This is a genomic window from Mesorhizobium sp. WSM4310 (assembly GCF_007003935.1).
Lineage (GTDB): Bacteria > Pseudomonadota > Alphaproteobacteria > Rhizobiales > Rhizobiaceae > Mesorhizobium.
This window is the reverse complement of sequence record NZ_VFTA01000016.1, coordinates 15,011-34,562: the sequence shown is the minus strand read 5'-3', so window position 1 is coordinate 34,562 and position 19,552 is coordinate 15,011. Positions and strand designations below refer to the sequence as shown.

At 57.6% G+C, this 19,552-nt stretch carries 19 protein-coding genes; 2 read left to right on the top strand and 17 right to left on the bottom strand.

The window, feature by feature from the left end:
- Positions 1-550: 550 nt before the first annotated feature.
- From FJV80_RS18250 to FJV80_RS18230, 5 genes are all read right to left on the bottom strand, one after another.
- Positions 551-1,093 carry a tetratricopeptide repeat protein gene (locus FJV80_RS18250; RefSeq protein WP_082826568.1) on the bottom strand — a complete coding sequence of 181 codons (543 nt, stop codon included), beginning with the start codon at positions 1,091-1,093 and terminating at the stop codon, positions 551-553.
- Positions 1,094-1,146: 53 nt separating this feature from the next.
- On the bottom strand, positions 1,147-3,210 hold the full coding sequence (sctV, locus tag FJV80_RS18245; protein WP_063169272.1) for a type III secretion system export apparatus subunit SctV: 2,064 nt from the start codon (positions 3,208-3,210) through the stop codon (positions 1,147-1,149).
- Between the two features lie 232 nt (positions 3,211-3,442).
- Positions 3,443-4,333: a hypothetical protein gene (locus tag FJV80_RS18240; protein WP_024505382.1), complete on the bottom strand. Its 891-nt coding sequence runs from the start codon at positions 4,331-4,333 to the stop codon at positions 3,443-3,445.
- A gap of 117 nt (positions 4,334-4,450) precedes the next feature.
- Positions 4,451-4,693: a nodulation protein NopA gene (locus tag FJV80_RS35080; RefSeq protein WP_224570034.1), complete on the bottom strand. Its 243-nt coding sequence runs from the start codon at positions 4,691-4,693 to the stop codon at positions 4,451-4,453.
- A gap of 71 nt (positions 4,694-4,764) precedes the next feature.
- Positions 4,765-5,094 (bottom strand): hypothetical protein, encoded by a 330-nt coding sequence (locus tag FJV80_RS18230; protein WP_081714433.1) that lies wholly within the window; start codon positions 5,092-5,094, stop codon positions 4,765-4,767.
- A gap of 1,348 nt (positions 5,095-6,442) precedes the next feature.
- Between FJV80_RS18230 and FJV80_RS18225 the strand changes: the two genes are divergently transcribed.
- Entirely contained in the window at positions 6,443-8,557 is a 2,115-nt protein-coding gene (locus tag FJV80_RS18225; protein ID WP_224570035.1) for a hypothetical protein, read from the top strand.
- A 525-nt stretch (positions 8,558-9,082) separates the two neighbouring features.
- On the opposite strand, the gene FJV80_RS18220 is transcribed toward FJV80_RS18225, so the two are convergent.
- From FJV80_RS18220 to FJV80_RS18165, 12 genes are all read right to left on the bottom strand, one after another.
- On the bottom strand, positions 9,083-9,886 hold the full coding sequence (locus FJV80_RS18220) for a hypothetical protein (RefSeq protein ID WP_024505378.1): 804 nt from the start codon (positions 9,884-9,886) through the stop codon (positions 9,083-9,085).
- Positions 9,887-10,241: 355 nt separating this feature from the next.
- Positions 10,242-11,279, bottom strand: a complete 1,038-nt coding sequence (locus FJV80_RS18215) for an EscU/YscU/HrcU family type III secretion system export apparatus switch protein (protein WP_024505377.1) — start codon at positions 11,277-11,279, stop codon at positions 10,242-10,244.
- Positions 11,276-12,094, bottom strand: a complete 819-nt coding sequence (gene sctT / locus FJV80_RS18210) for a type III secretion system export apparatus subunit SctT (RefSeq protein WP_063169270.1) — start codon at positions 12,092-12,094, stop codon at positions 11,276-11,278. The genes FJV80_RS18215 and sctT overlap by 4 nt, the downstream gene beginning before the upstream one ends.
- An 8-nt stretch (positions 12,095-12,102) precedes the next feature.
- Positions 12,103-12,378 carry an EscS/YscS/HrcS family type III secretion system export apparatus protein gene (locus tag FJV80_RS18205; protein ID WP_024505375.1) on the bottom strand — a complete coding sequence of 92 codons (276 nt, stop codon included), beginning with the start codon at positions 12,376-12,378 and terminating at the stop codon, positions 12,103-12,105.
- Positions 12,379-12,380: 2 nt separating this feature from the next.
- Positions 12,381-13,046 carry a type III secretion system export apparatus subunit SctR gene (gene sctR / locus FJV80_RS18200; protein ID WP_029354851.1) on the bottom strand — a complete coding sequence of 222 codons (666 nt, stop codon included), beginning with the start codon at positions 13,044-13,046 and terminating at the stop codon, positions 12,381-12,383.
- Positions 13,039-14,067, bottom strand: a complete 1,029-nt coding sequence (sctQ, locus tag FJV80_RS18195; RefSeq protein WP_095769044.1) for a type III secretion system cytoplasmic ring protein SctQ — start codon at positions 14,065-14,067, stop codon at positions 13,039-13,041. The genes sctR and sctQ overlap by 8 nt, the downstream gene beginning before the upstream one ends.
- An 89-nt stretch (positions 14,068-14,156) precedes the next feature.
- On the bottom strand, positions 14,157-14,669 hold the full coding sequence (locus tag FJV80_RS18190; RefSeq protein ID WP_063169269.1) for a hypothetical protein: 513 nt from the start codon (positions 14,667-14,669) through the stop codon (positions 14,157-14,159).
- Positions 14,645-16,003 carry a type III secretion system ATPase SctN gene (gene sctN, locus FJV80_RS18185; protein WP_063169268.1) on the bottom strand — a complete coding sequence of 453 codons (1,359 nt, stop codon included), beginning with the start codon at positions 16,001-16,003 and terminating at the stop codon, positions 14,645-14,647. Before sctN ends, FJV80_RS18190 begins: the two co-directional genes overlap by 25 nt.
- Positions 16,000-16,623: a type III secretion system stator protein SctL gene (gene sctL / locus FJV80_RS18180; protein ID WP_024505371.1), complete on the bottom strand. Its 624-nt coding sequence runs from the start codon at positions 16,621-16,623 to the stop codon at positions 16,000-16,002. Before sctL ends, sctN begins: the two co-directional genes overlap by 4 nt.
- Positions 16,620-17,306 carry a nodulation protein NolU gene (locus FJV80_RS18175; protein ID WP_210326671.1) on the bottom strand — a complete coding sequence of 229 codons (687 nt, stop codon included), beginning with the start codon at positions 17,304-17,306 and terminating at the stop codon, positions 16,620-16,622. Before FJV80_RS18175 ends, sctL begins: the two co-directional genes overlap by 4 nt.
- Positions 17,251-18,114, bottom strand: a complete 864-nt coding sequence (gene sctJ / locus FJV80_RS18170; RefSeq protein ID WP_024505369.1) for a type III secretion inner membrane ring lipoprotein SctJ — start codon at positions 18,112-18,114, stop codon at positions 17,251-17,253. Before sctJ ends, FJV80_RS18175 begins: the two co-directional genes overlap by 56 nt.
- A 9-nt stretch (positions 18,115-18,123) precedes the next feature.
- On the bottom strand, positions 18,124-18,633 hold the full coding sequence (locus FJV80_RS18165; RefSeq protein WP_024505368.1) for a nodulation protein NolB: 510 nt from the start codon (positions 18,631-18,633) through the stop codon (positions 18,124-18,126).
- A 187-nt stretch (positions 18,634-18,820) separates the two neighbouring features.
- Between FJV80_RS18165 and FJV80_RS18160 the strand changes: the two genes are divergently transcribed.
- Entirely contained in the window at positions 18,821-19,519 is a 699-nt protein-coding gene (locus FJV80_RS18160) for a secretin N-terminal domain-containing protein (protein WP_024505367.1), read from the top strand.
- The last annotated feature ends 33 nt before the right edge of the window (positions 19,520-19,552 follow it).

The window sequence follows — 19,552 nt, the reverse complement described above, 5'->3', positions numbered from 1 at the left end:
CCGCTTATCAGCGCTGGTGATTGCACTTTGCAGCCTGCCTCCGGACCCGCAGCGCTCACGCTGTTGGTTTTGCGCCTGCAGGCGTCGGAAGTCGGATCGCCGCAGCTAATTTCCTCAGGCGGACGAATTCAACAAATCGATTGTTTGGATCGAAGGCATCCACACCATCGATGCCTCTAGAATATGATCCAGCTACAATCACCGTGCTGTAATGGCAGGGACGGCCAGCACAAGCGCGACACGATCCGGCGGGTCCATCGCTGCGTTACGTATTCATGGCTACTGCATCGGGCGCTCGGTCGACCGCCTTAAGCCAGGTCGCCGCATTGCGAGACGGTGACCGGCGAGGGAGAGGGCGCTCTGGCAACGAAGCGAGGCGGGTGGCCTTGCGGGTGGCCGCGTGATGTCATCCGGCTCTCCTGCCGATCTCTGCCGGCCAGATCTGGAGCAACTGTTTTGCATAGATATGGCTCTCTTCAGGGGGCCATCTATGATGGGAGCCGAGCGCGTGTTCGAGCCGGGGAACAGGCTGCGCATGCACTGTGCCCACCTATTGCGATCGTGCTAACCTTGGTTGTTCGGACTTGCCGTTAAAGGCAAGCGACAGATTGAAGTTATGCTGCACCATCTGATTGCCTGGCTCGTTTTCGAGAGCTCGCCGATACAGGGCCTGTGCCGCGTCATGCCGCCCCTCAATGTCCAAAATCACGCCCTTCGCATTCAATGCACGTACGTTTCCTGGGGCTGCAACCAAGACGCTGTCGAGCACCTCAACCGCTTCGTGCGGGCGCTTCTGGCCCACCAAGGCATTTGTAAGTCGTATCGCCGCATCAACATTGTCCGGGTGCTGCTTCACCTCATCCCGCAAAGCCCGCTCTTGAACATCCTGACCAACTTCGCGCAAAATGCGTTCGCGCATAGCCGGATCGATTTGATCGGCGCTGAGCAACTCGGGGGAAGATGTCTCCTGCACGGAAAGAGCCGGCTTTTGCCAGCTGGCGCAACCGCCCAAAGGCAGAATGGCGAGTACGGCAAAAAGAAGTGAGTTCCGGCGCAGAAACATAGGCGATGGAGAAACTGTATTACTATTCATGTTATCTCTCAGTTATCGGGGAGGCGCGTGGCGTTCAGTTAGGAAAGGTGGGACTACTCTAACAATCCGCTGTTCGATCCGTGCGGGAGTGTGACGGATCCTGCGGGGCGAATTGTAAAGTCGGAGGCGAGGTCTTGATAAGACAGCACGGCGAGATCAACCCCGTTTCGCGTCAGAAAGCCGCGGACGAAACGTCGGACATCCATCGACGTCAACAGAATAGGGCGGGTTTGACCCGGTTCTGCGTTCGAAAGGACCTGACGTATCTGTGATAGCATCGCTTCGCTTTGCCGATCCTCCAGTGCGAGATAGGGGCCTGCATCCGAATCTCGAACCGCGCCACGCATCACATCCTCGCTCTCGCGCTCGACGACCAGGGCGGACACGATGCCCTCCGTGTTGGCATGGCGGTGGCAGATCTGTCGCTTCAAACCAGAACGGACATATTCCGTCAGCAGGGCAACGTTCTGCTCACGCTCGCTCCATTCGGCCAATGCCTCCAACACGAGACGGGTGTGGCGGATTGGGATACCTTCCTCCAGGAGGCGGCGCAGAACATCGGCAATCCGAGGAATCGGCGTCGTGCGTAGCACCTCTTTCACAAGCTCAGAATATTCCTGCTCCATTCGGCCCAGGAAATGTCGGGTCTCTTGGATGCCCACCAATCGCGGTGCGTAGCGGGTCAACGCTGCATGGACGCGCAAGGCGAGGAGTTCGCCGGGAGCCCTATGCTCCGTGCCGGCGCCCGTAAGGGCCTTTGCAGGGGTATGTTCAACCGGGAGTCTGTCCGTTTTCGGCTCACGTCTAAGGGGGACACCGCTCGAGTCGACGTGCGCTACATCGGCTCGGAGCGCCATCTGGTTTGGATCTAAGGCGTCCTGTTCGACTGGCACGCCCTCGACATCAATTCGGAATTGCGATTCAGGCAGCTGCTCGTCAACCAAGACAGGGATGCGAGGAACGATAATGCCCAGATCGGCTGTGACCAGGAGCGAAACGCGCCCAATATGTTTTTGCAATTCGGCTTGATCGACCGCCTGCATAAGATCTGGCGCTAGAAAAAATGCGATCGGGAATTCCTTCGCAGGCGCGGCTTGCTTAGGCTCCGCTGCAGTTCCACCTTTCGCATCGGCAGTGCCGGCGCCCAGCACATCAGCCTTGACAATGCTTACCGCAGCGAACACTGCGGCCAGCATCAGAAAGACGGGGAGGGGAAACCCAGGAACGAACCCCATTACAACCAGGACGCCGGCCGCCAGTCGCAAGGCTCGAGTGCTGGCCGTGAGCTGACTGACCATTTCTGTACCGAGGTTGATCCTCGCCGTCCCAGTCACACGGGTGACGATGGTCGCCGCAGTAATGGAGAGCAGAAGGGCCGGAATCTGCGATATCAATGCATCGCCTATCGTCAGCAGAGTGTAGTGATGCAGTACCTCGCCGAAGGACATGCCCTTGGAGAGCAGGCCGATCGAAATTCCACCCAGCATGTTGATGCAGATAACCACCAGCCCGGCGATGGAATCGCCCTTCACAAATTTCATCGCGCCGTCCATCGCGCCATAGAGTTGGCTTTCCTTCTCCAATTCGGCGCGCCGCCGGCGGGATTCGTTGGCATCGATGTGGCCGTTGCGTAGCTCTGCGTCGACCGCCATTTGCTTGCCCGGCAGAGCATCCAGCGTGAAACGCGCCGCCACTTCTGCCACCCGTTCGGCACCCTTCGCGAGGACCATGAATTGCACCATGGTGACGACCAGAAATATGACGAAACCCACCACGATATTGCCTGAAATGACGAAATCGCCAAAAGTATGAATAATGCTGCCGGCCTCCCCCTCGGCCAGGATCAGTCGCGTCGTTGCGACCGTGAGCGCGAGACGGAATACAGTGGAAATCAAAATAACGCCGGGCAAAGAGGAAAAATCAAGTGGAGTACTGACATACAGGGCAACCATCATCAGCAGTATGGCCAACCCCATATTGAATCCTATCAGGGCGTCGACCACCACGACCGGGATAGGCATGACCATCATCGCGACAGCCAGAAGCAGCATCAACGCAACCATTAAATCCGGGCTGGCCGGCGCACGCTTGATGAAGTCACGCAGGACGTTGGCCATCGAGACACCTTTGCAATCGGTTGAGACTTACTCTGCTGTTACGCCATGAAACGTGGCTTTCGAACTCCGAAGGCGCCTCAGCCTTGGCCAGCGCGTGACCCTGCATGAGAGCCACAAGCAGGCGCGAAATGGCTGGGCAGCAAATGTTTCCAACGCAGCCAGCTTGTCAGCACCGAGCGCGACAGGATGTTTGGCTGGCCATAGAGTGCTGCTTGATGGGGCCTGCGAGCTTTCAATATTGGAGAGCAGCAATGCGGCCATTCCTGCTCAGCAGCACACGGCTGTCCTCAATACGTTCGACCACCCATCCATCAGCCAAAATGGCGCCGACAAAATACTTCTCGCTGTCGATGACAATATATGGTTGGACCCCATGCCACACAGCTTCGACCGCGATTGCGGATGGCGCCTTCTCCTCTTTGATGAGCACTCCGTTCACCAGTGTTAGAGTACCCTTGGTGCGACGATCGAACGATTGCTGAAGCTTCTGCCAACTGATGACCGATTCAGACGTGACGGTGCCTTCGGCGGTCACAACACCCTTTGCCGACCCAATCTTGACGTCGAGAAGACCCGCTCGATCGACTTCCTCCTGCAGCTCTTGGGCCGCTGCCTCCGTAAGTTCATTGTCAGCGCGGTGACTGATCGTTCTGGACGCGACTTCAGCCCGAAGTGAATTGGGGCTCGATCCACTTGCATTGCCAAGATAGGAGATCGTGCCTGAAAGCGCGCCGATCCCGAGTGAGCTGATTATGACCATGGCGAGCACACCGATCGGTAGGCGCGGTATGCCGGTCGAACCAGGCGGCTCTGCATCCTGCACGGACAAAGCAATGGACATCTCGCCTACGAGCAGGACGACAGGAAGGGGCACAACAACGGACTGGCCTGCGGCGATATTCCGGTTGCCCTCGATACTGAGTCCGGGTGCAAGCGCCTCCAGTTCGATCGACTTGCCAAGAAGAGTTACACGAAGGTGATGCGGTGCCAGTCCCTGCTCGACAAAGACCAAATCGGCATCGAAGCCGCTGCCGATTAAACACTTTTGAAGATCCGTCTTGCCGGTCAGACCGCAATAGTGCCCCGAACGCACTTCGAAACGGAGGGAAACGGCGTCATCCACAGAGCATCTCTCAAACAGGATAGAAGCCGCATGGCAATTGCCATGCGGCTCATTTCGGGACTACGTCGCGTCAATAAGGAGACGCGCTAGGGGGCAGTCTAAAACCCGCTTCCGACATTACGAAACGCGTTCGTCGGCGGCCTTCTTGATGGTCTGGAGATTGGTCGTTAGAGTGCGCAACTGGACACTCCTTTTCGTCGCCTCCAAGCTAACATTGGTTAGTTCCTGCACTTGCGCCTGAAAAGCAGTAGCATCAGCTCCGCTTGTATTGCCGGGAGTGCCACTGTTAGTTTTATCGGTATTGCCGGCGCTACTGGTATTGGTATTGCCTGATTTTTTATTATTATCAACTGCAGCCATGATCATTCCTTTTTCTGTTGGAGTTGTGCCGTCAATAACGGCCTGTATGACCTCACGCCGGATTTCCCGCGTCAGGCATCTTCTGTGTCATCCAAAGCTTCATCGGCCTCAGCCATCGCATCGTTCGCGAATTGGAACGCGAACGATCGCAGGATACTTTGGAAGGCTTCACTTTGTGCTGCAGACTGTGAGTTGTCTTGAAGTTGATCATTTGAAACGGTCCGGTTATCCGCCCGATCGTTCCCGCCAGCTGCCTTGCCATCATTCCCACCAGCTGGCTTGCCATCATTGCCATCAGCCGGCTTGCCATCACCAGAATGCTCGGATTTCGAATCCCCATGGCCCTTTCGGATCAAGGAAGTCCCGAGGTTGCCAACTCCACTCCCAATTGCTGCTATCATCAGGTACTCCGGCATTTGCCATTGGCGGCGACGTGTTAAAGGTTAGCCTCGATCAAGCTAAGGGCGGGAGCTTTCGAGAACCTGACGGCTTTTGACAAAAACCGGCCAGCGCAAAAACGTATGCTCTGCAGGATGTTGCTCTCGCATCGAACAGTCGACCACGATCTCGGCTGTTCGGCCAATCCCGCCGTCCACGCATGCCGCGACCGAATGGCAGCCGCAGCAGCTCGTTTGCATCCTCGATGCTGTGGTGTCGAACAGGAGACACGGTCCACGTGCTGCATGACCGCAATGACCGTATTCTTGCTGGCTCCACGGGCGCACGCAACGAGCAGGAACTCGGTCTTTGCATCACCATTCTCTCGCCTGCACATCACGGCCCGGCGCGGTGAGCTCATTGGCTTCGAGAAGGTCGGCGACCGTACGAACATGGGATGGTCTGCCGGCTTTGGGAGGCCGGTGCGGATCCTCTTCTCACCATATCGAAAGCTTGAAGCGGTCGGATTTTCTTGCCCTGTTCGTGAGAACTCCCATCGTCAGCTAATCGTCAGCCAAGCGGTCTATCTAGGCCGGCCGTGCCTGACCTTCGGATCCAAAGGTCCCGTCTCGACACTTTTTGTAACTATAGATCGAAATGGTCCGCGTGATACGCAACGCACACGCTTCTCTGAAGCAAATGTGTGACTTTGTCGGTGGCGAACGAGAGGAGTGACGCATCAATAAAATCGTCAGGCACGTGTCTAGGAAGGGGAGCTAGCCGAGTTGGTCTGATTTCATTCGCTGTTCCTGGAAATCGGCGGACTGAAGCGCTGATAATCTCAGGACATCGATGGCAACGTTGCGAAAGTCCTGTGAGCTCGGGCCAATCTTGGCCTGCTACTGAGAAGCACTTTGGCGGGAACATTACGCCGTCGCGGGTCTGGCTGACCGTGACGTTAACCGAAAGATGCCGCTGGTCTCGTCAGCCGCCAGCACAATAGCAGCACATTCTCGCCTACTACGGAGACGCAATATGAAGGGCATTGGCCGACCACGGAAATCGCAGGCTGAAACTGGAGCCAGCCGCGCGGGGCGGGCGAGCAGTTCCCTTTCGCAATCAAGTCTTGCTGCGGGAGAAGGTGGACAGTCATTCGATTCCGTTGTGGAGCAGATGCGCTCTGGGGACGCCGATAGGAGGCCCTCCTCCCTTCCAGTTGCGCGCGGTCCAGGCGATGCCCGCGAAAGTCTGCCAGGCGCCTCGATTGGCGAAGATCAAATCCTGAACACACCGCCACGTGGAGCCGCTGCGCCACCACGCGGAACCGTAGCGCCACGTGGCGCAGCCGCAAGGCGGCGCGGTTCTCCCTCCATGTCTGAGGGCGAAGCCATGGCGCCGGTCGGTAGCCAACTATCAACCGCGCAGGTGGAAGGCACCAGCTCATCGTCAAATAAAGATATCAGTCCGACACAGCTCAGAATGAACAGTCTTGTTCAACAACTGACTGATTGCGAGGCTGCGGCCAGGAAAACCGACGTCCCCGAGGAGGCGGTGGAGCTGATCAGTGGGGTCGTCGATGCAGCCTCAGCAATTCTGGAGTACCGCGCTAGCCTGCCTGCGGCTGAGGCGCAGACAATTATGCCAGACGACAAGGTGCGTAGATGTTGCCAGATCGTGTGCGACGCCGCGAATGAAGTAGACAAACTTGGCCTGTCGACGATCACGAAATTGGACAAAAAGACCAAGAAAGCGGCAGGTATGGTCGATAAACTCTACTCCTACTCCCAGGCGGACCGGCAGGAGCTGTTGATTTTAAATGTGGAGAACCACCATACGGCGGCAATTAAGTGGTGGGAAAAAAAGGCATGGCGCTCCGAACGGCAGCGATCCGCCTGCGCTGCCACCGCTAGCCTATCCAGTGGAACGCCCGTGATGCGGGAAGCCGAGCGGTGCGCACTGCGGCTGCGTGCCGGCTCGGTACTGAGTGTCAGGATCTGGCTGGTCCGTGAGCGGATCGGTCTTGCGCGGGCCAAGATTGAACTGCGGGCGAGCAGGTTCGAGCCAGATTTGAAGGAACTCCTCGTCGGTCGAAATGGAGTGGTGCAGCTGATGGCAAGCGCCGCTCAAGAAGCTCTTCGCGCCCTCTCTTTGGCGAAGGGCATAATGGATGATGGCAAAACACTCAACGCTCATGATTGCGCGGTTGTAGAAAAAATCATGGAGCGGCTTTCGGATTTTGGATTGGCGTTGCACGAGGTGCATACCAAGCTAAGCCATACCTACCCAGATGCCGGCCTCCCATTGAAACTGTTCGAACGGATCGTGGACGATGCATGGATCACTGCGCACGATGCCATGCACTTGTTGAACCTGCAGTCTCCGCCGTCAGCCATCATGGCGCCACAGGCCCAGGCGGGCGCTGCGATGCCGGCCAGGGCAGGCGCTGCGATACCGGCTGACACTGCTGGTACGGCTGCAGTGTCAGAAGGCACTACAGCGCGAAGGAAAGGGAAGTCAAAGCATAAGTCGGCAGCTCGCGCCGGGACTTCTGCCGCCGGGCAGCCATCAACACCAGTCGCTGCGAACGCCGGCACAGTGCCAGCAGCCAAGGTTCTCGCGCGCTCGGATCAAGTTGCGAGTACACAGGTGAGAGCGCAAGAGGTGGCTGCGAGTTCGTCGGGGGCAGGCTCGACAATCGGGGGCGCCGCGTTGTCAATGGAGGTATTGACGGAGCGGCTCAAACGATTGGACGAACTTTTGCAGTTCGATCTGGCCGGTCAGCAAAGCGTCGTCTCCCAAGTGCGCCAGATGAAGCCTGAGGAGGCCGGTAAGGTCGTGGACGATGTGGCCCAGTACCTGCGAGCCCAGGCCATTGAGATGCAAACCTGTCTCGCCGGGTTGCAGGGGCGTAATGTACGCCTGCTACTCACCTCCACCCAGCTACCCAAAGTGCACGAACGCACAGACCAGCTCAAAGGGTTGCTGAACATGGTGCTGGGACAGGCCAACGCATTGAATGAAGGAAAAGCCGGCATTACGACTGATTGCATGAAGACCTACGCATTTCCGGCGCAAAAATACCTGGAACATTTGTGCAATGCCGACGAATTGATGCCGCCGGAGGCACCGGTCGCGCTGCGTGGCGAGCCAGGAAAGCTGTTTGAGATGAAGCTGCAGCCCAAGATGCTGGTCAATGGTGCGATGCCGAGCCCGATGTGGGTGCACATCCACACGAGTCGCCCCGTCATGGCCAGAAACTTGGAAGGGCTGGCTGATTCCGAATTCACCGCTTGCCACGTTAAATCCAACGAACAGCGCGGCTACAATCGAGAGCGAGAGGAAGCCGATGCTAGGTCCGGTCGCGAGAAGGTCATAATTCATCGCGGCAAACTCACCCCCGCTTTCTGTAAGTCCTTGTTGACCTCAGGGCTTGGCCGCCAACCACGCCATTCGCGTGCCGAGCTCCCGTCGGCGCAGGCTGCATGACAGGGCACTCAGAATGCGGCCGGCCACGCTGTGAGTCAGCGAGCATTTCTCCTGGCCAAACCGCGAATGCCGCTGCGCGAGTTGCGGTCCGGCGATTGGAGTCGATCGGCTACCGTCAGGGCCGATTTGCGATGTCGCGTTACCGGCTGTTGACGTGGCGGCGTATCTTGCCTCCCATCCAACTTATCGCCGAGATCGCGCCGCCAAGATCGAGGCGGAAGGTCTTCCTGCGAGCGCGGAGCAGGCATAGCCGATCCGATCGGGATCGGCGCATCGCAACGACCCAACGGTGTGGTGGAGAAAATTGGATTCGGGAGAGCTCGGTTCCAAGAGGCGGAGTTCCGGCCCGAATACAATCCGCTCGCAAGCACCCACGATGCGCATCCGCAGTTTATTGTCTGGGAGATGGGCTGGATTGCTCGGCGGCGCTGGCGCTAAGGCGGGGCTGTCGCCGGACAATTAGCATTCACTGCCAACAGCCTTGCAACCGTCACCAGTTGCAAGGCTCGGCGGCGGGTCGACAAATCACATGAAATCGTCGTCGGACCCGCTATCGCTGCTGTCGCTATCCTCGGTTTTGTGGAGATAGAGTGGAGGTTTGCCTGCACGCTGCCACTCACCGGCACTGTTCTTCGTCCATTTGTCGGGATGCTGCGTAGGGTCAAGCACCAGGTCGCCATGATCCACTTCAACAAACCCCATCGTCTGCGCGCGCGCTTGTGCTTCCGGATTAGCCGCACGCCAATTCAGCAACGGTCGGTCGCCGTCTATCCGAAGTTGATGCTCCAGCAGAATATCGCCCGCATTTTCGACGAGCGGATGGGCGACTTGAAGATCCACTATGGAAGTGACCTCAGTTCGACCAGGAAATTGTTCCCGCCAACTTTCCGATTCGAACTCGTTCATGCTGAATCCGCCTTCCATTCTCAGCAGTCCGGCACTCCGGTCTCCCAATTGGTAACTGAAATATCGCGCGTGCTCCGTATCTCGACGGATGCCATATTGCTGAGCAACGTCCGCGGTGCGCCTGGCTCGTGACGATACGAACTCCGAATACTCTTGAGGATTGTCGGCGATGTGCGTGATTTCATCACCATGAAATTGCCTCACCTGTCTCCTGAAGGAAGTCCTGTTGATCTCCACCACAGGAGGTCGGGAATTGAGGGAGTATGCTTGGGGAGCCGCCGATGATGAGGCGCCGCTACCTTCCGATCCGGATAAGTGCATTCGGGCAAATGTGTCCGCGAACCCTTCGCTTCCTGCATCCGATTGCTCGCCGGCATTATGCGCGCGGTAACTATCGGATGAGCCACCAATTCGACCATACATGACGATTCGTACTCCTATGTTTCGCAACCGAGCTCAAGTTAGCACGGCTGTTCAACATAGGGCGCTTAGTTGACGACTAGCTGACGAGGGCATTCCAACGGCTGCACCAATCAAATCCGCACTGCCGGCCTCAAAACCTCGGACTGCGCCACGCACCGGCCAGCAGAGGCTGCAAGGTCATGCCCGGAGGACTTGCCGTAGTTGCTGGGTGGCAGATCCGAGGGGAGTGATTGCCCCAGGCCCGCGGTTGCGCGGTTGGCCTGACAGAGACACTGGGGCACGGATGGCCAGCCGACATTTGCCACTAGCATGGAGCCAGGTCAGTTTTGAACTGGGCAGTCGTGGACTTCCATGACTAGGCCAAGCCTGCGGCAAAGAATGCTTTCGCGACAGGCTGGAAATATTGCATAGGAACCGCGTGGCCGAGTTTTGTAGTGCCTATCAGCTGACGCGCTAAGACATGGTCATGGACGATCGTCAGGCGTAGTGCCCGCGCCTCGCTCAACACATGTGAAACGCGCTCACCTTCGGCACGGCAAACTAAGAACGGCACCCCGGTTTCACCGCGAACGTAACGCAGACCGATCAGGACCGCCCTTCCTGTTAAGACCAGCGTGGCGCGATGCACGCCAAGCGCAGGCTCGTCGGCCGCCTCCTCGCGGATGCGACGCTGTTCACCTTTCAACTCTGGCGCTCCTTGCTGATCCTTCGACTCGCGCGTCACTTCGGTATTGGTCATGCGCATTTCGCGCAGATACAACGCGCGCTGGAGCAGAAGATCGATCAGTCCGCCGACCAGCAGTGCGCCGGCGCCAATTCCCATCAGCAATTTTGTCTCCATAAAGATGAGGCCAACACAGCCCATGCCGCAGATCGGCAGAGGGACCATTGTCTTCCACATCCCGAGAAGGACAATGGAAAAGGTTGCGCTGAGAACCAATACCTTGAACATGGTCTTGCAGACTTCGACCATGGAACGAGCAGACCCCAAGCGCTTCAGCCCTTCAAAGGGGTCAATTTTCTTAAAGCTGAGCTTCATCGGCTCCAGAGAGAAGACAAATCCACCATTGGCTAGCAGGCTGGCCAAAATCACCGCGGCGACAAGGGTTCCAAGCAGCGGGCCAACAGCCGCGACTGTGAGTTGGACGAGCACAACCAATGCCTGCGGCACCGCGGTATCGAAAGGTAGGCTCTGCAACTTGGTGGCTAATAGGAGCGCTTCCCGGCATTTGTCCTCGATCACGCTGCCTCTTAGCCAAAGGTAGCCGAGCCCAGCGCAAGTCCCGACCGCGCGGACGAAATCGGAGCTACGTGGCAGCTGTCCTTTTTTGCGCGCTTCACTTAACTTCTTCGGGCTGGCGGCGTGTGTCTTCTCTTCACTTGTGTCGCTCATGGCAGCAATTTGTCGAACCACTCCAGCACGCCGTTGGCACGTGTGACCTCCAGTTTCATGCTCTCCACCAGATAGGCAGCGTAGGTGACCATGAGAACTGGAAAGACAATGTTCTTGATTGCCGGAGACAGTTGGCTCGCCTTAAATTGCGGGGCAAAGCGACGCAGCAGCATCATCGATATATCAATCAGTATCAGGAAGAACACGACAGGCCCCGAAACCAATAATGCCGTGCGCATTATGCTGTCGAGAAGCCCCAACAACTCCATTGCTCCTGGCCCGCTCAGTGTCGGGTGAAACTGATACACCGGCCAGATCAAGTAGCTGCGGTACAGGACACTGATCAAAGTTTCCAGGCCTCCTGATCCGACGAATATGGCAATCGCAGTGATCCCCAGAAAAACGCCCATCGCGGAAGCCTGACTGTTCGTCGCGGGATCGGCCGAAGCGGTCGGGCTGCTGATGCCGCGTTGGTTGTCGATAAGCTCCCCGGCAGCCTGAAGGCCCCAAAGCGGAATGCCAAGAAAAGTGCCAAGGAGTACACCGACAAAAACTTCCTTGAATCCGAGCAGGGTTAGCTGGATCAGGCGCGTATCAGGATCCAGCGCCGGCAATCCGCCGCTGACGTGTGCCAGGCATGGTAGTGCGAAGCCAACAGCCAAACAGCCCCGGATCAGCCCACTGATCTGCGAGCGTGTGAATACGGGAAAGATCAGCATGATGCCCATCGCGCGGGCTGCCCCAAGACCTGCCGCAACGACGAGTTCGAAAGCCGTCTGGATCAGAATTTGAATATCGGCCGATGGCGCGTCCATGGGGCGGACTAGTAGCTAAGTGTCATTGCGGGAAACTCGGTGAAGATCTGATCGGCTAGCTCTATGAGCGGGGCGCTTAGCACAGGAGCAAACAGCCCAATCACCGCGACAACGACCAGAAGCTTCACGGTGAGCGGCAAGCTTTCATCCTGGATCTGCGTCGCCGCCTGGAGGATGCCGATGACGAGGCCGACAACCACTGATGCAATGAGCGGCGGTAGAATCCAGATCATGAAAACCACCAGTGATTGGCTCATAAGAGTAATGATGCTGGATTCAGTGATGATCAGCCTCCCGGTAACGTATAACTCAGCACAAGCCCATGCATCAATTTTGACCAACCATCAATGGCAACAAACAAGAAGATCTTGAACGGAACAGATATAACAGTTGGTGAGACCATCGACATACCCATTGCCATCAAGATAGTTGTCACTATCAGATCTATAACAATAAAAGGCAGATAAAGTAGAAATCCTATCTCAAATCCGCGCTTCAATTCTGATAGCAAGAAAGATGGTACAAGTATTGCAAAGTCATCAGGCGTGGCTGCAGCGTGCATTTCCTCTGGCCAGACCTTTTCTGTCGAAGATAGGAAAAATCGCCGCTGCTCTTCATTTGTGAATTTCTTGAGATGCTCGCGCAAGGGCTCACTTCCGGCTTTAGCGGCGCTTACCCAGTCGTCGAATGTCTGATAGTGGAGCTTGGGATCCGACATGCGGTCATAGGTCTGCTCAGCAACGGGCGCACTAACGAACATAGTGAGGATCATCGCCGCGGCGTACAGCACCACATTGGGTGGTATGGTCTGGGTCCCGAGCGCATTGCGGACGAGGAAAAGAACAATTGATACCTTTACAAAGGCCGTTGTCGTGGCAACTGCTAAAACCAGCAGACCGAGTCCGGCGGTAACCGCAAGAAGCGCCAGGATTGTCGGCTGAGCTTCACTCATTGCATGCAAACCCGCCACGGAGCCTGATGCCCAGCTCTTCTCCGATGCGGACAATGTCGCCACGCCCGATACGCTGACCATTGGCCACTATGTCGACCGGGCCGTCGATCGGCCATCCAAGTTCAAAAATATGCCCTTCGCCGGCACTTCTTAATTCCCCAAGAGAAATAGGCCAGCGGCCGCATTCAAAGACAAGCACGATCTCGACATCGTCGAGATCCTTAGTAAGCTCCAGTTGCGATCCGGGTTGTGTCATATGCGCACTCTCCAAAGGACACGGTCGCGGGCGGAAAGGCCCCCGCAAGATTAATTCATCGCCGTCAAGATCCGCCTCGGCGCACAACTGGCCGACAGCTAGGGTGATCTGGCCGCGGCCGAACGGCGCAATATCGGGCAACAATGCATCACCGACACATGCGCTTCGAAGAAGCGCCGCAGGAAGGCGAAGCGTGCCGACCTCTCCTGCAACAATGAGCGGGAGCTCTGGAGGCAGCCCGCCCAGCTGCCGCGGCAACTGGGCAAGCAGTTCGCCTAGCGCGCGAAACGCAGGCGGTACTAAGCCGTCAAGTGGCGTGAACAGGAATAGACGGCCCTTGCCCTTGACCGCGCCGAAAATGATGTCGAGTTCAAGATGAGGAGCCAGCATCGTGGCTTCGCATACCCGCACGAGTTGCACGTTCAGACGCGTCGTCTCCTCCAGTCGAGTGACAAGCGGCTCCAGAGCGAGTTCGAGAATTAGCGAAGCAGTTGGCTCGGAAGGGAAGGCCAAGCCGTTCTGCACTGTCGTGATGAACTCCTCTACGAGCGGGCGCGACAGTGACAAGATGACCGTTTCGGCTCCCACTCTCCAGACGCAGTCAAGCATCGGAATGGCAGCAGGTTCCTGCTGCCAGACAAGCCCTGCCGTTCGCACCGATAGCGGCACCTCGTTGATCCGGCTTTGAAACGGCGTGCGCGGCGCTGCTGTATCATTGAGCCACGAGACAACCGTGTGGGACAGTTTCAGAACTGGTTCGAACATGGCGGGTGTGACCGCAGCGCCTATCAAAGACTGCACGGTCGTGTCATTCGGACGACCTCTTGCGACCGTCGGATCCGGTTGCGCGGCATTTAGGCAAGCGACCCCCTCGCATATTTCAGCAGTATCTCATCGTCGGCCTCGATCTCGGCTGCGGCCTCCGAATGAGTCTCGACGGCGCGCCGCACGTCGTCCTCGATTTGTTGCCATTTGTCCCTTGCCGCCGAACATATGACCCATAGCTCCCTCGTCCTGGACGCCGCCATCTCAGCCTCCTCTTGAGCGATTTGGGTATCATCAAGCATCTGCCGTCTGGAATTGATCTCAGCGGCAAGTTGTTCAGTGTGAAGGCGGTGACGGTCGAGCGCTGCGCTAGACAAGTTGTCGAGTGACATCAGATGCTGATAGAGCGCTGCTTCTTTTCTTGAACAATGTTGCTGTATCATTGCAAGCTCCCTAGAGGCATTTTGTACGGCTGAGGCGGCCACATCGCGCTGGGCTTCCTTCTTGGACAGCTCGCCAAGGGCACGACGCTCTTGCATTTCCTTCAGAAGCCGTATACTCGAAGACTGAATCCAGTTTACGCGGTCAGACGCGACATCCATGCGACCGTCTCCTCGAAATCTGACGCGTCATCTTCGCTCTGGCGCAGAAACTCCCTCAGTTCGTCGATTGACGCGACAGCCCGGTCAGTCAGGGGATCTCCACCTGGCTTGTATTCGCCAACATTGATCAAGAACTCGGTCTCGGCATAGCGCGACAGGAGCTCGCGGAAAATGGATGCTGCCTTGCGATGTGTCCCCGAAACGACTGCATCCATGACGCGGCTGCGACTCTGCAGCACATCAATAGCGGGGAAATGCGATCGCGCCGCAATAGCGCGTGAGAGGATGACATGGCCATCGAGAATACCACGCGATTCCTCGGCGATTGGATCACCCGTGCCATCACCCTCTACAAGCACCGTATAGAAGGCCGTGATTGAGCCCCGCTCACCCATGCCGGCGCGCTCGAGCAGGCCTGGCAGCATGCCAAAAACGGAAGGAGGAAAGCCCCGTCGCGTCGGCGGCTCACCCGCAGCAAGGCCTATTTCGCGCATAGCGCGGCAGAAGCGCGTCAGCGAATCCAGCATGAGAGCAACGCGTAGGCCTTGATCGCGGAAATATTCCGCGAGCGCAGTCGCCATTGGAGCGCATTGCGCACGCTCTACCGCCGAGCGGTCGGATGTTTCAACCACGACGACCGTACGGAGAAGGCCCTCTTCACCAAGATTCCTTTCGATGAATTCACGAACTTCCCGTCCACGTTCGCCTATGAGCGCCACTATGACGACGTCAGCGGCGGCACCCTTTACGATCTGTGACAACAGCGTCGACTTGCCACCACCTGGCTCGCCATAAATCCCGATCCGCTGGCCCTCGCCGCACGTCAGCAGACCATCGAGGACACGGACCCCAAGCGGGAATGGCCGCTCAATCATGCGCCTCGTCATCGGATTGGGGGCTCTGCCATGCAGGGGCCGAGTTTCGACGGTCTTGATTTCGCCTTTGCCGTCCAATGGGCGGCAACGACTGTCGATCACGCGACCGAGCAAATCGCCGCCGACGGGCACCTCACGCATTCGGCCAGTGGCCACGACCTCTGCGCGGCTGGATAGGCCCACCAAGTCCCCGATCGGTGTCAGCAATACACCATCACCCGACAGGCCGATCACCTCGGCCTCGAGCGACAGCCCGGTTCGCGGGTCCTCTAGGAGGCAAAGTTCCCCAATACGAGTGTCTGGCAAGACGGCATGAACCAGTGTGCCGATAGCCCGCGTGATCCGACCGCGCACCGCACGCGTGTCAATTCGCTTGGCCGCAGCCCTCAAAGACGAGATTGCTGGAACGAGAGCTCGAGTGTGGGCGTCAGCGTTATGTTCTGGGACGGGCTTTCTCATAGCTCGCCTTTCTCACAGAGCGTCCCGAAACCAAGGCGCAGCGCGCGCATCTGGGCGTCAAGTCCAAGGTCAACATTGCCGTACTCGCTCCACAGCACGCAGCGTTGCGGCGACAATGTCGGGTCGGGCTCGATCCGCACCCTTGGTCGACCATCCTGGCCGTCGCATCGAGCAAACTCTCGTGCAAGCATGTCGACTTGCATGGGAGAAACATGAAGGCAAACGTCGGCGCCGCTGTATTGACACTCTATGGCGTGACGAACAGCCCTCACCAATAGCTCGCCCGGATCGAAAGCGCCGATAAGATCGCTCAATATTTCCATCACGAGCTGCGGCAATTCCTGCTCCAGAGCCGCCTTTCGTCGCGCGATTTCGGAGATTGTCTCCGCAATCAACCCTGCCATCTCCTCGGTGCCTGCATTCGAGCCCTCCATGTGGCCGCGCGCCCACGCCCGCTGGTAAACCGCGCGTGCCCAGTTTCGAACGCGCTGCCGATGCCGTTCTGCCGCGGCAAGGGCTTGCGCGGCGCTGTGCCAGGTTTCGAGCTCGCTCGCGGGTATCAGTGGTCCGACTGGACGCATCTGCGGCGCTATTGGCCCCTCGGAAAGTTCGACTGTCATTTCACCGGGGTCTCTGTCTCAAAATGAGCTACTACAAGTGAAAGCAATTGGCCGGCGGCGGTCCAATGCTCATGTGCTGGAGTCTCCGCGGCAGTCCCCTCGGGCAATCGAAGAAGCACGCGGTTACGCTCGGTCGCTGAACTGTCCTGGAGCCAAGCTCCAAGACATGCGTGTCCATCGTATTCGATTTGCTGAGCGAGTTTTTCTGGGTCCGAGATCAGTCTTTTGTCAACAGCATGCAGCAGGTGTCGGATTCCGAATGCGTGTGCATCCACGCCGATGCGTTTAACAAGGATGGCAAGCTCAGGCTGAGAGACAAACGCGACCAGCGAACGGGCATGCCAGATACTACCAGCAAGAAGGGTCGCTCGATATGGATCATGCCCGCGTAGAAGGTCCGGCCTGCAGCCGATGTGGTTCAGATCCACGTCATCGTTGCCCAGCAATTCTGCCAGCCTTGGATGCAGTCTGGAACACTTCTGCAACTTCACTAACGTTTCGGCCGATAACGCTGGATCAAGACGCGCCGCAAGACGGGTTGGATGGGCCGAAGCCGCAAGCTCGCTCGCGCCCGGAAAGTGCGGACCATCAGGTCGGGCGGTCTGTATAGGCATTGGCAATGAGATGTCACCCACGTCCAATTGCAGGCATTCTTTTGCGAATGGCCTCGACAGCAGAAGCATCCCGGCGCCCCTCGACCTTGGAAACGCCGGTTGATTGCTTGCGCCGACGCGTAACAACGCCGATCAAGAGATAACAGGCCACGGCGAATACGGCTGCGGCAAAACCTGTTACGGTCGCCAGAAGTGGCGCAGGAAGAGGTAGTGATGCTTGTGGCAAAACAGCAGTCGGATCGGGCCGTTGCTCGTGTGCGGAACGTTCTACCGGCACCAAAACCACTTCCACCTTATCGTAGGACAGGCCTTCGATGCTGTCGGCTACAAGCATCTTTATCTTTGGCAGCAGAGCCGCGACATTTGTTTTTGCGTCGTGCCTGATAAACACCGAGGCCGAGGATGGCGTGGCACCGGCTCGCACAAGGTCGTTATGCGGCAGCACGACGTGAACACGTACAGAAAAAACGCCATCGATATCGCTGATCGTCCGCGACAACTCTTCGCTCAGGGCATACACGTAACGGGCACGCTCTTCGGTCGGCGAGGCAATCAGGCCTGATCCTTGGAATATCTCACCGAGGTTCTTGAAGGATTGGCGCGGCAGCCCCTTGGCGTTCAGAAGGTTGATTGAGAAGGCGAGCAGCTTTTCGTCAACCTGGATCGTGCTGGTTCCATCCTTGGCGACCACCCGGATCGCGGCGACCCCGTTGTCTTCAAGAAGTGCGAGCATTTCATTTGCCTCACGCTCTTGCAATTGCGTGTAGAGGTCGGCTTTGCAAGCAGTGAGGGCGACGAGAACTGGCAGCATGACAAGTCTAACCGACCGCCACCCTGACAGGCCACGCATGATTTCGCCCTCGGCCAAGCCAATCATGCGCGCGGTTCAGCCTTCCTTCAAAAGTTTATTCACGGATGATGTGACGCCGCTGACGCCTTTGGAGATAAGCGCCACCTGGGTGACGCCGTTGTAAACATCCCGAAGACCAGCCATCATCGTTTCGAAGTCTTGCCCTTGTTGGGGAATGCCCGAGATTCCGGTTCCCGCCTCACCTGGAACGGGAAGCTTCTGCGCCGGTCCCGGTAGAGCGCCCTTCGAAAGGGCTATGTCATGGTCGAGCGCGGGGAAGGAAACAGTGTTGTGTGGATATAGGGAGGAAATCGTCTGCAACACGCGATCGCCCATGCCGCTCGTCGGCGCAGCCGCGCGCTGAACATCCATCGCCGCAGCAACTGGCGCCGCACTCGCTGGCCCCGCGGCGGCATCGTTTTTCAGCGAGTCGGCTGCATGCCCTAAGGCGCGCTCAAACTGGGCCTGCTCGACAATCGACGGTGATCCGACCCTGGGGAGGCCAGCCGTTAGAGTGGCAGAGATCGACGTGACAGGCATCATCATGTAAGGACTCGGTTGCTCTCTCTGACCGGGCGAGCCCCGCCCATTCATCACCCGGTGTCGGCGCAACACTCCTAGGGGGGCAAGCTGACAACAAGCTGACTAACGGCGGCGTCATTTCGACAATCTAAAATCTCTTCGGCAATTTAGTCACTTGTGATGATTTCAGCGTTTGGTTTATCAGTGCGACATGCCGAGAACGCTTATCCAACCCGTCACCCTGCATGTTTTGAGACTTCTTTGTGCCGGGTTTTTTCTGTCCACCGGGATTCACCCGGCGCATGCAGTCCCGCTGTCCCTTCCGGCGACACCCTATAGATACACGGTTCTGGATCAGGAGCTCGCTGCAGCGTTGCAGGAATTCGGCAACAACCTGAATATCAGGGTCAACATCAGTCCTGCGGTGAAGGGGCGAATTCGCGGACGTATGCCTGATTTGCCACCGCGCGCGTTCCTCGACCGCTTGACGAACCTTTACGGTCTACAATGGTACTATGACGGCCTTGTGCTCTATGTGTCTGCTGCACAAGAATCGCAAACTCGAATGCTTTTGATGACGTCGATTCGCTTCGATGCGTTCAAGGGGGCTCTCGACAAGCTTGATATCTCCGACGAGCGCTATGTGGTCAAACCCGTGCCAGGCAATGGCCTCGTCTTCGTTTCCGGTCCACCGCGCTTCGTCGCACTCGTGGAGCAGACCTTTAACGGCTTGGTGGCGCAGGCGCAGGCGCAGACTCACATAGCGGCAACGCCAAAGGAATCAGTGCTGATCTTGTTTCGCGGCTCCTCCACTACGGTCGTTCGCGACGGACGACCGGATGCTTCTTATTCTTCTGACATCCCACAACAGGATAGCGTTGGCGGGAAGCCTGAGCTGGGCAAGAAATGAACATTGAGGATTTCCCGCAGCTCTGAAGAACAT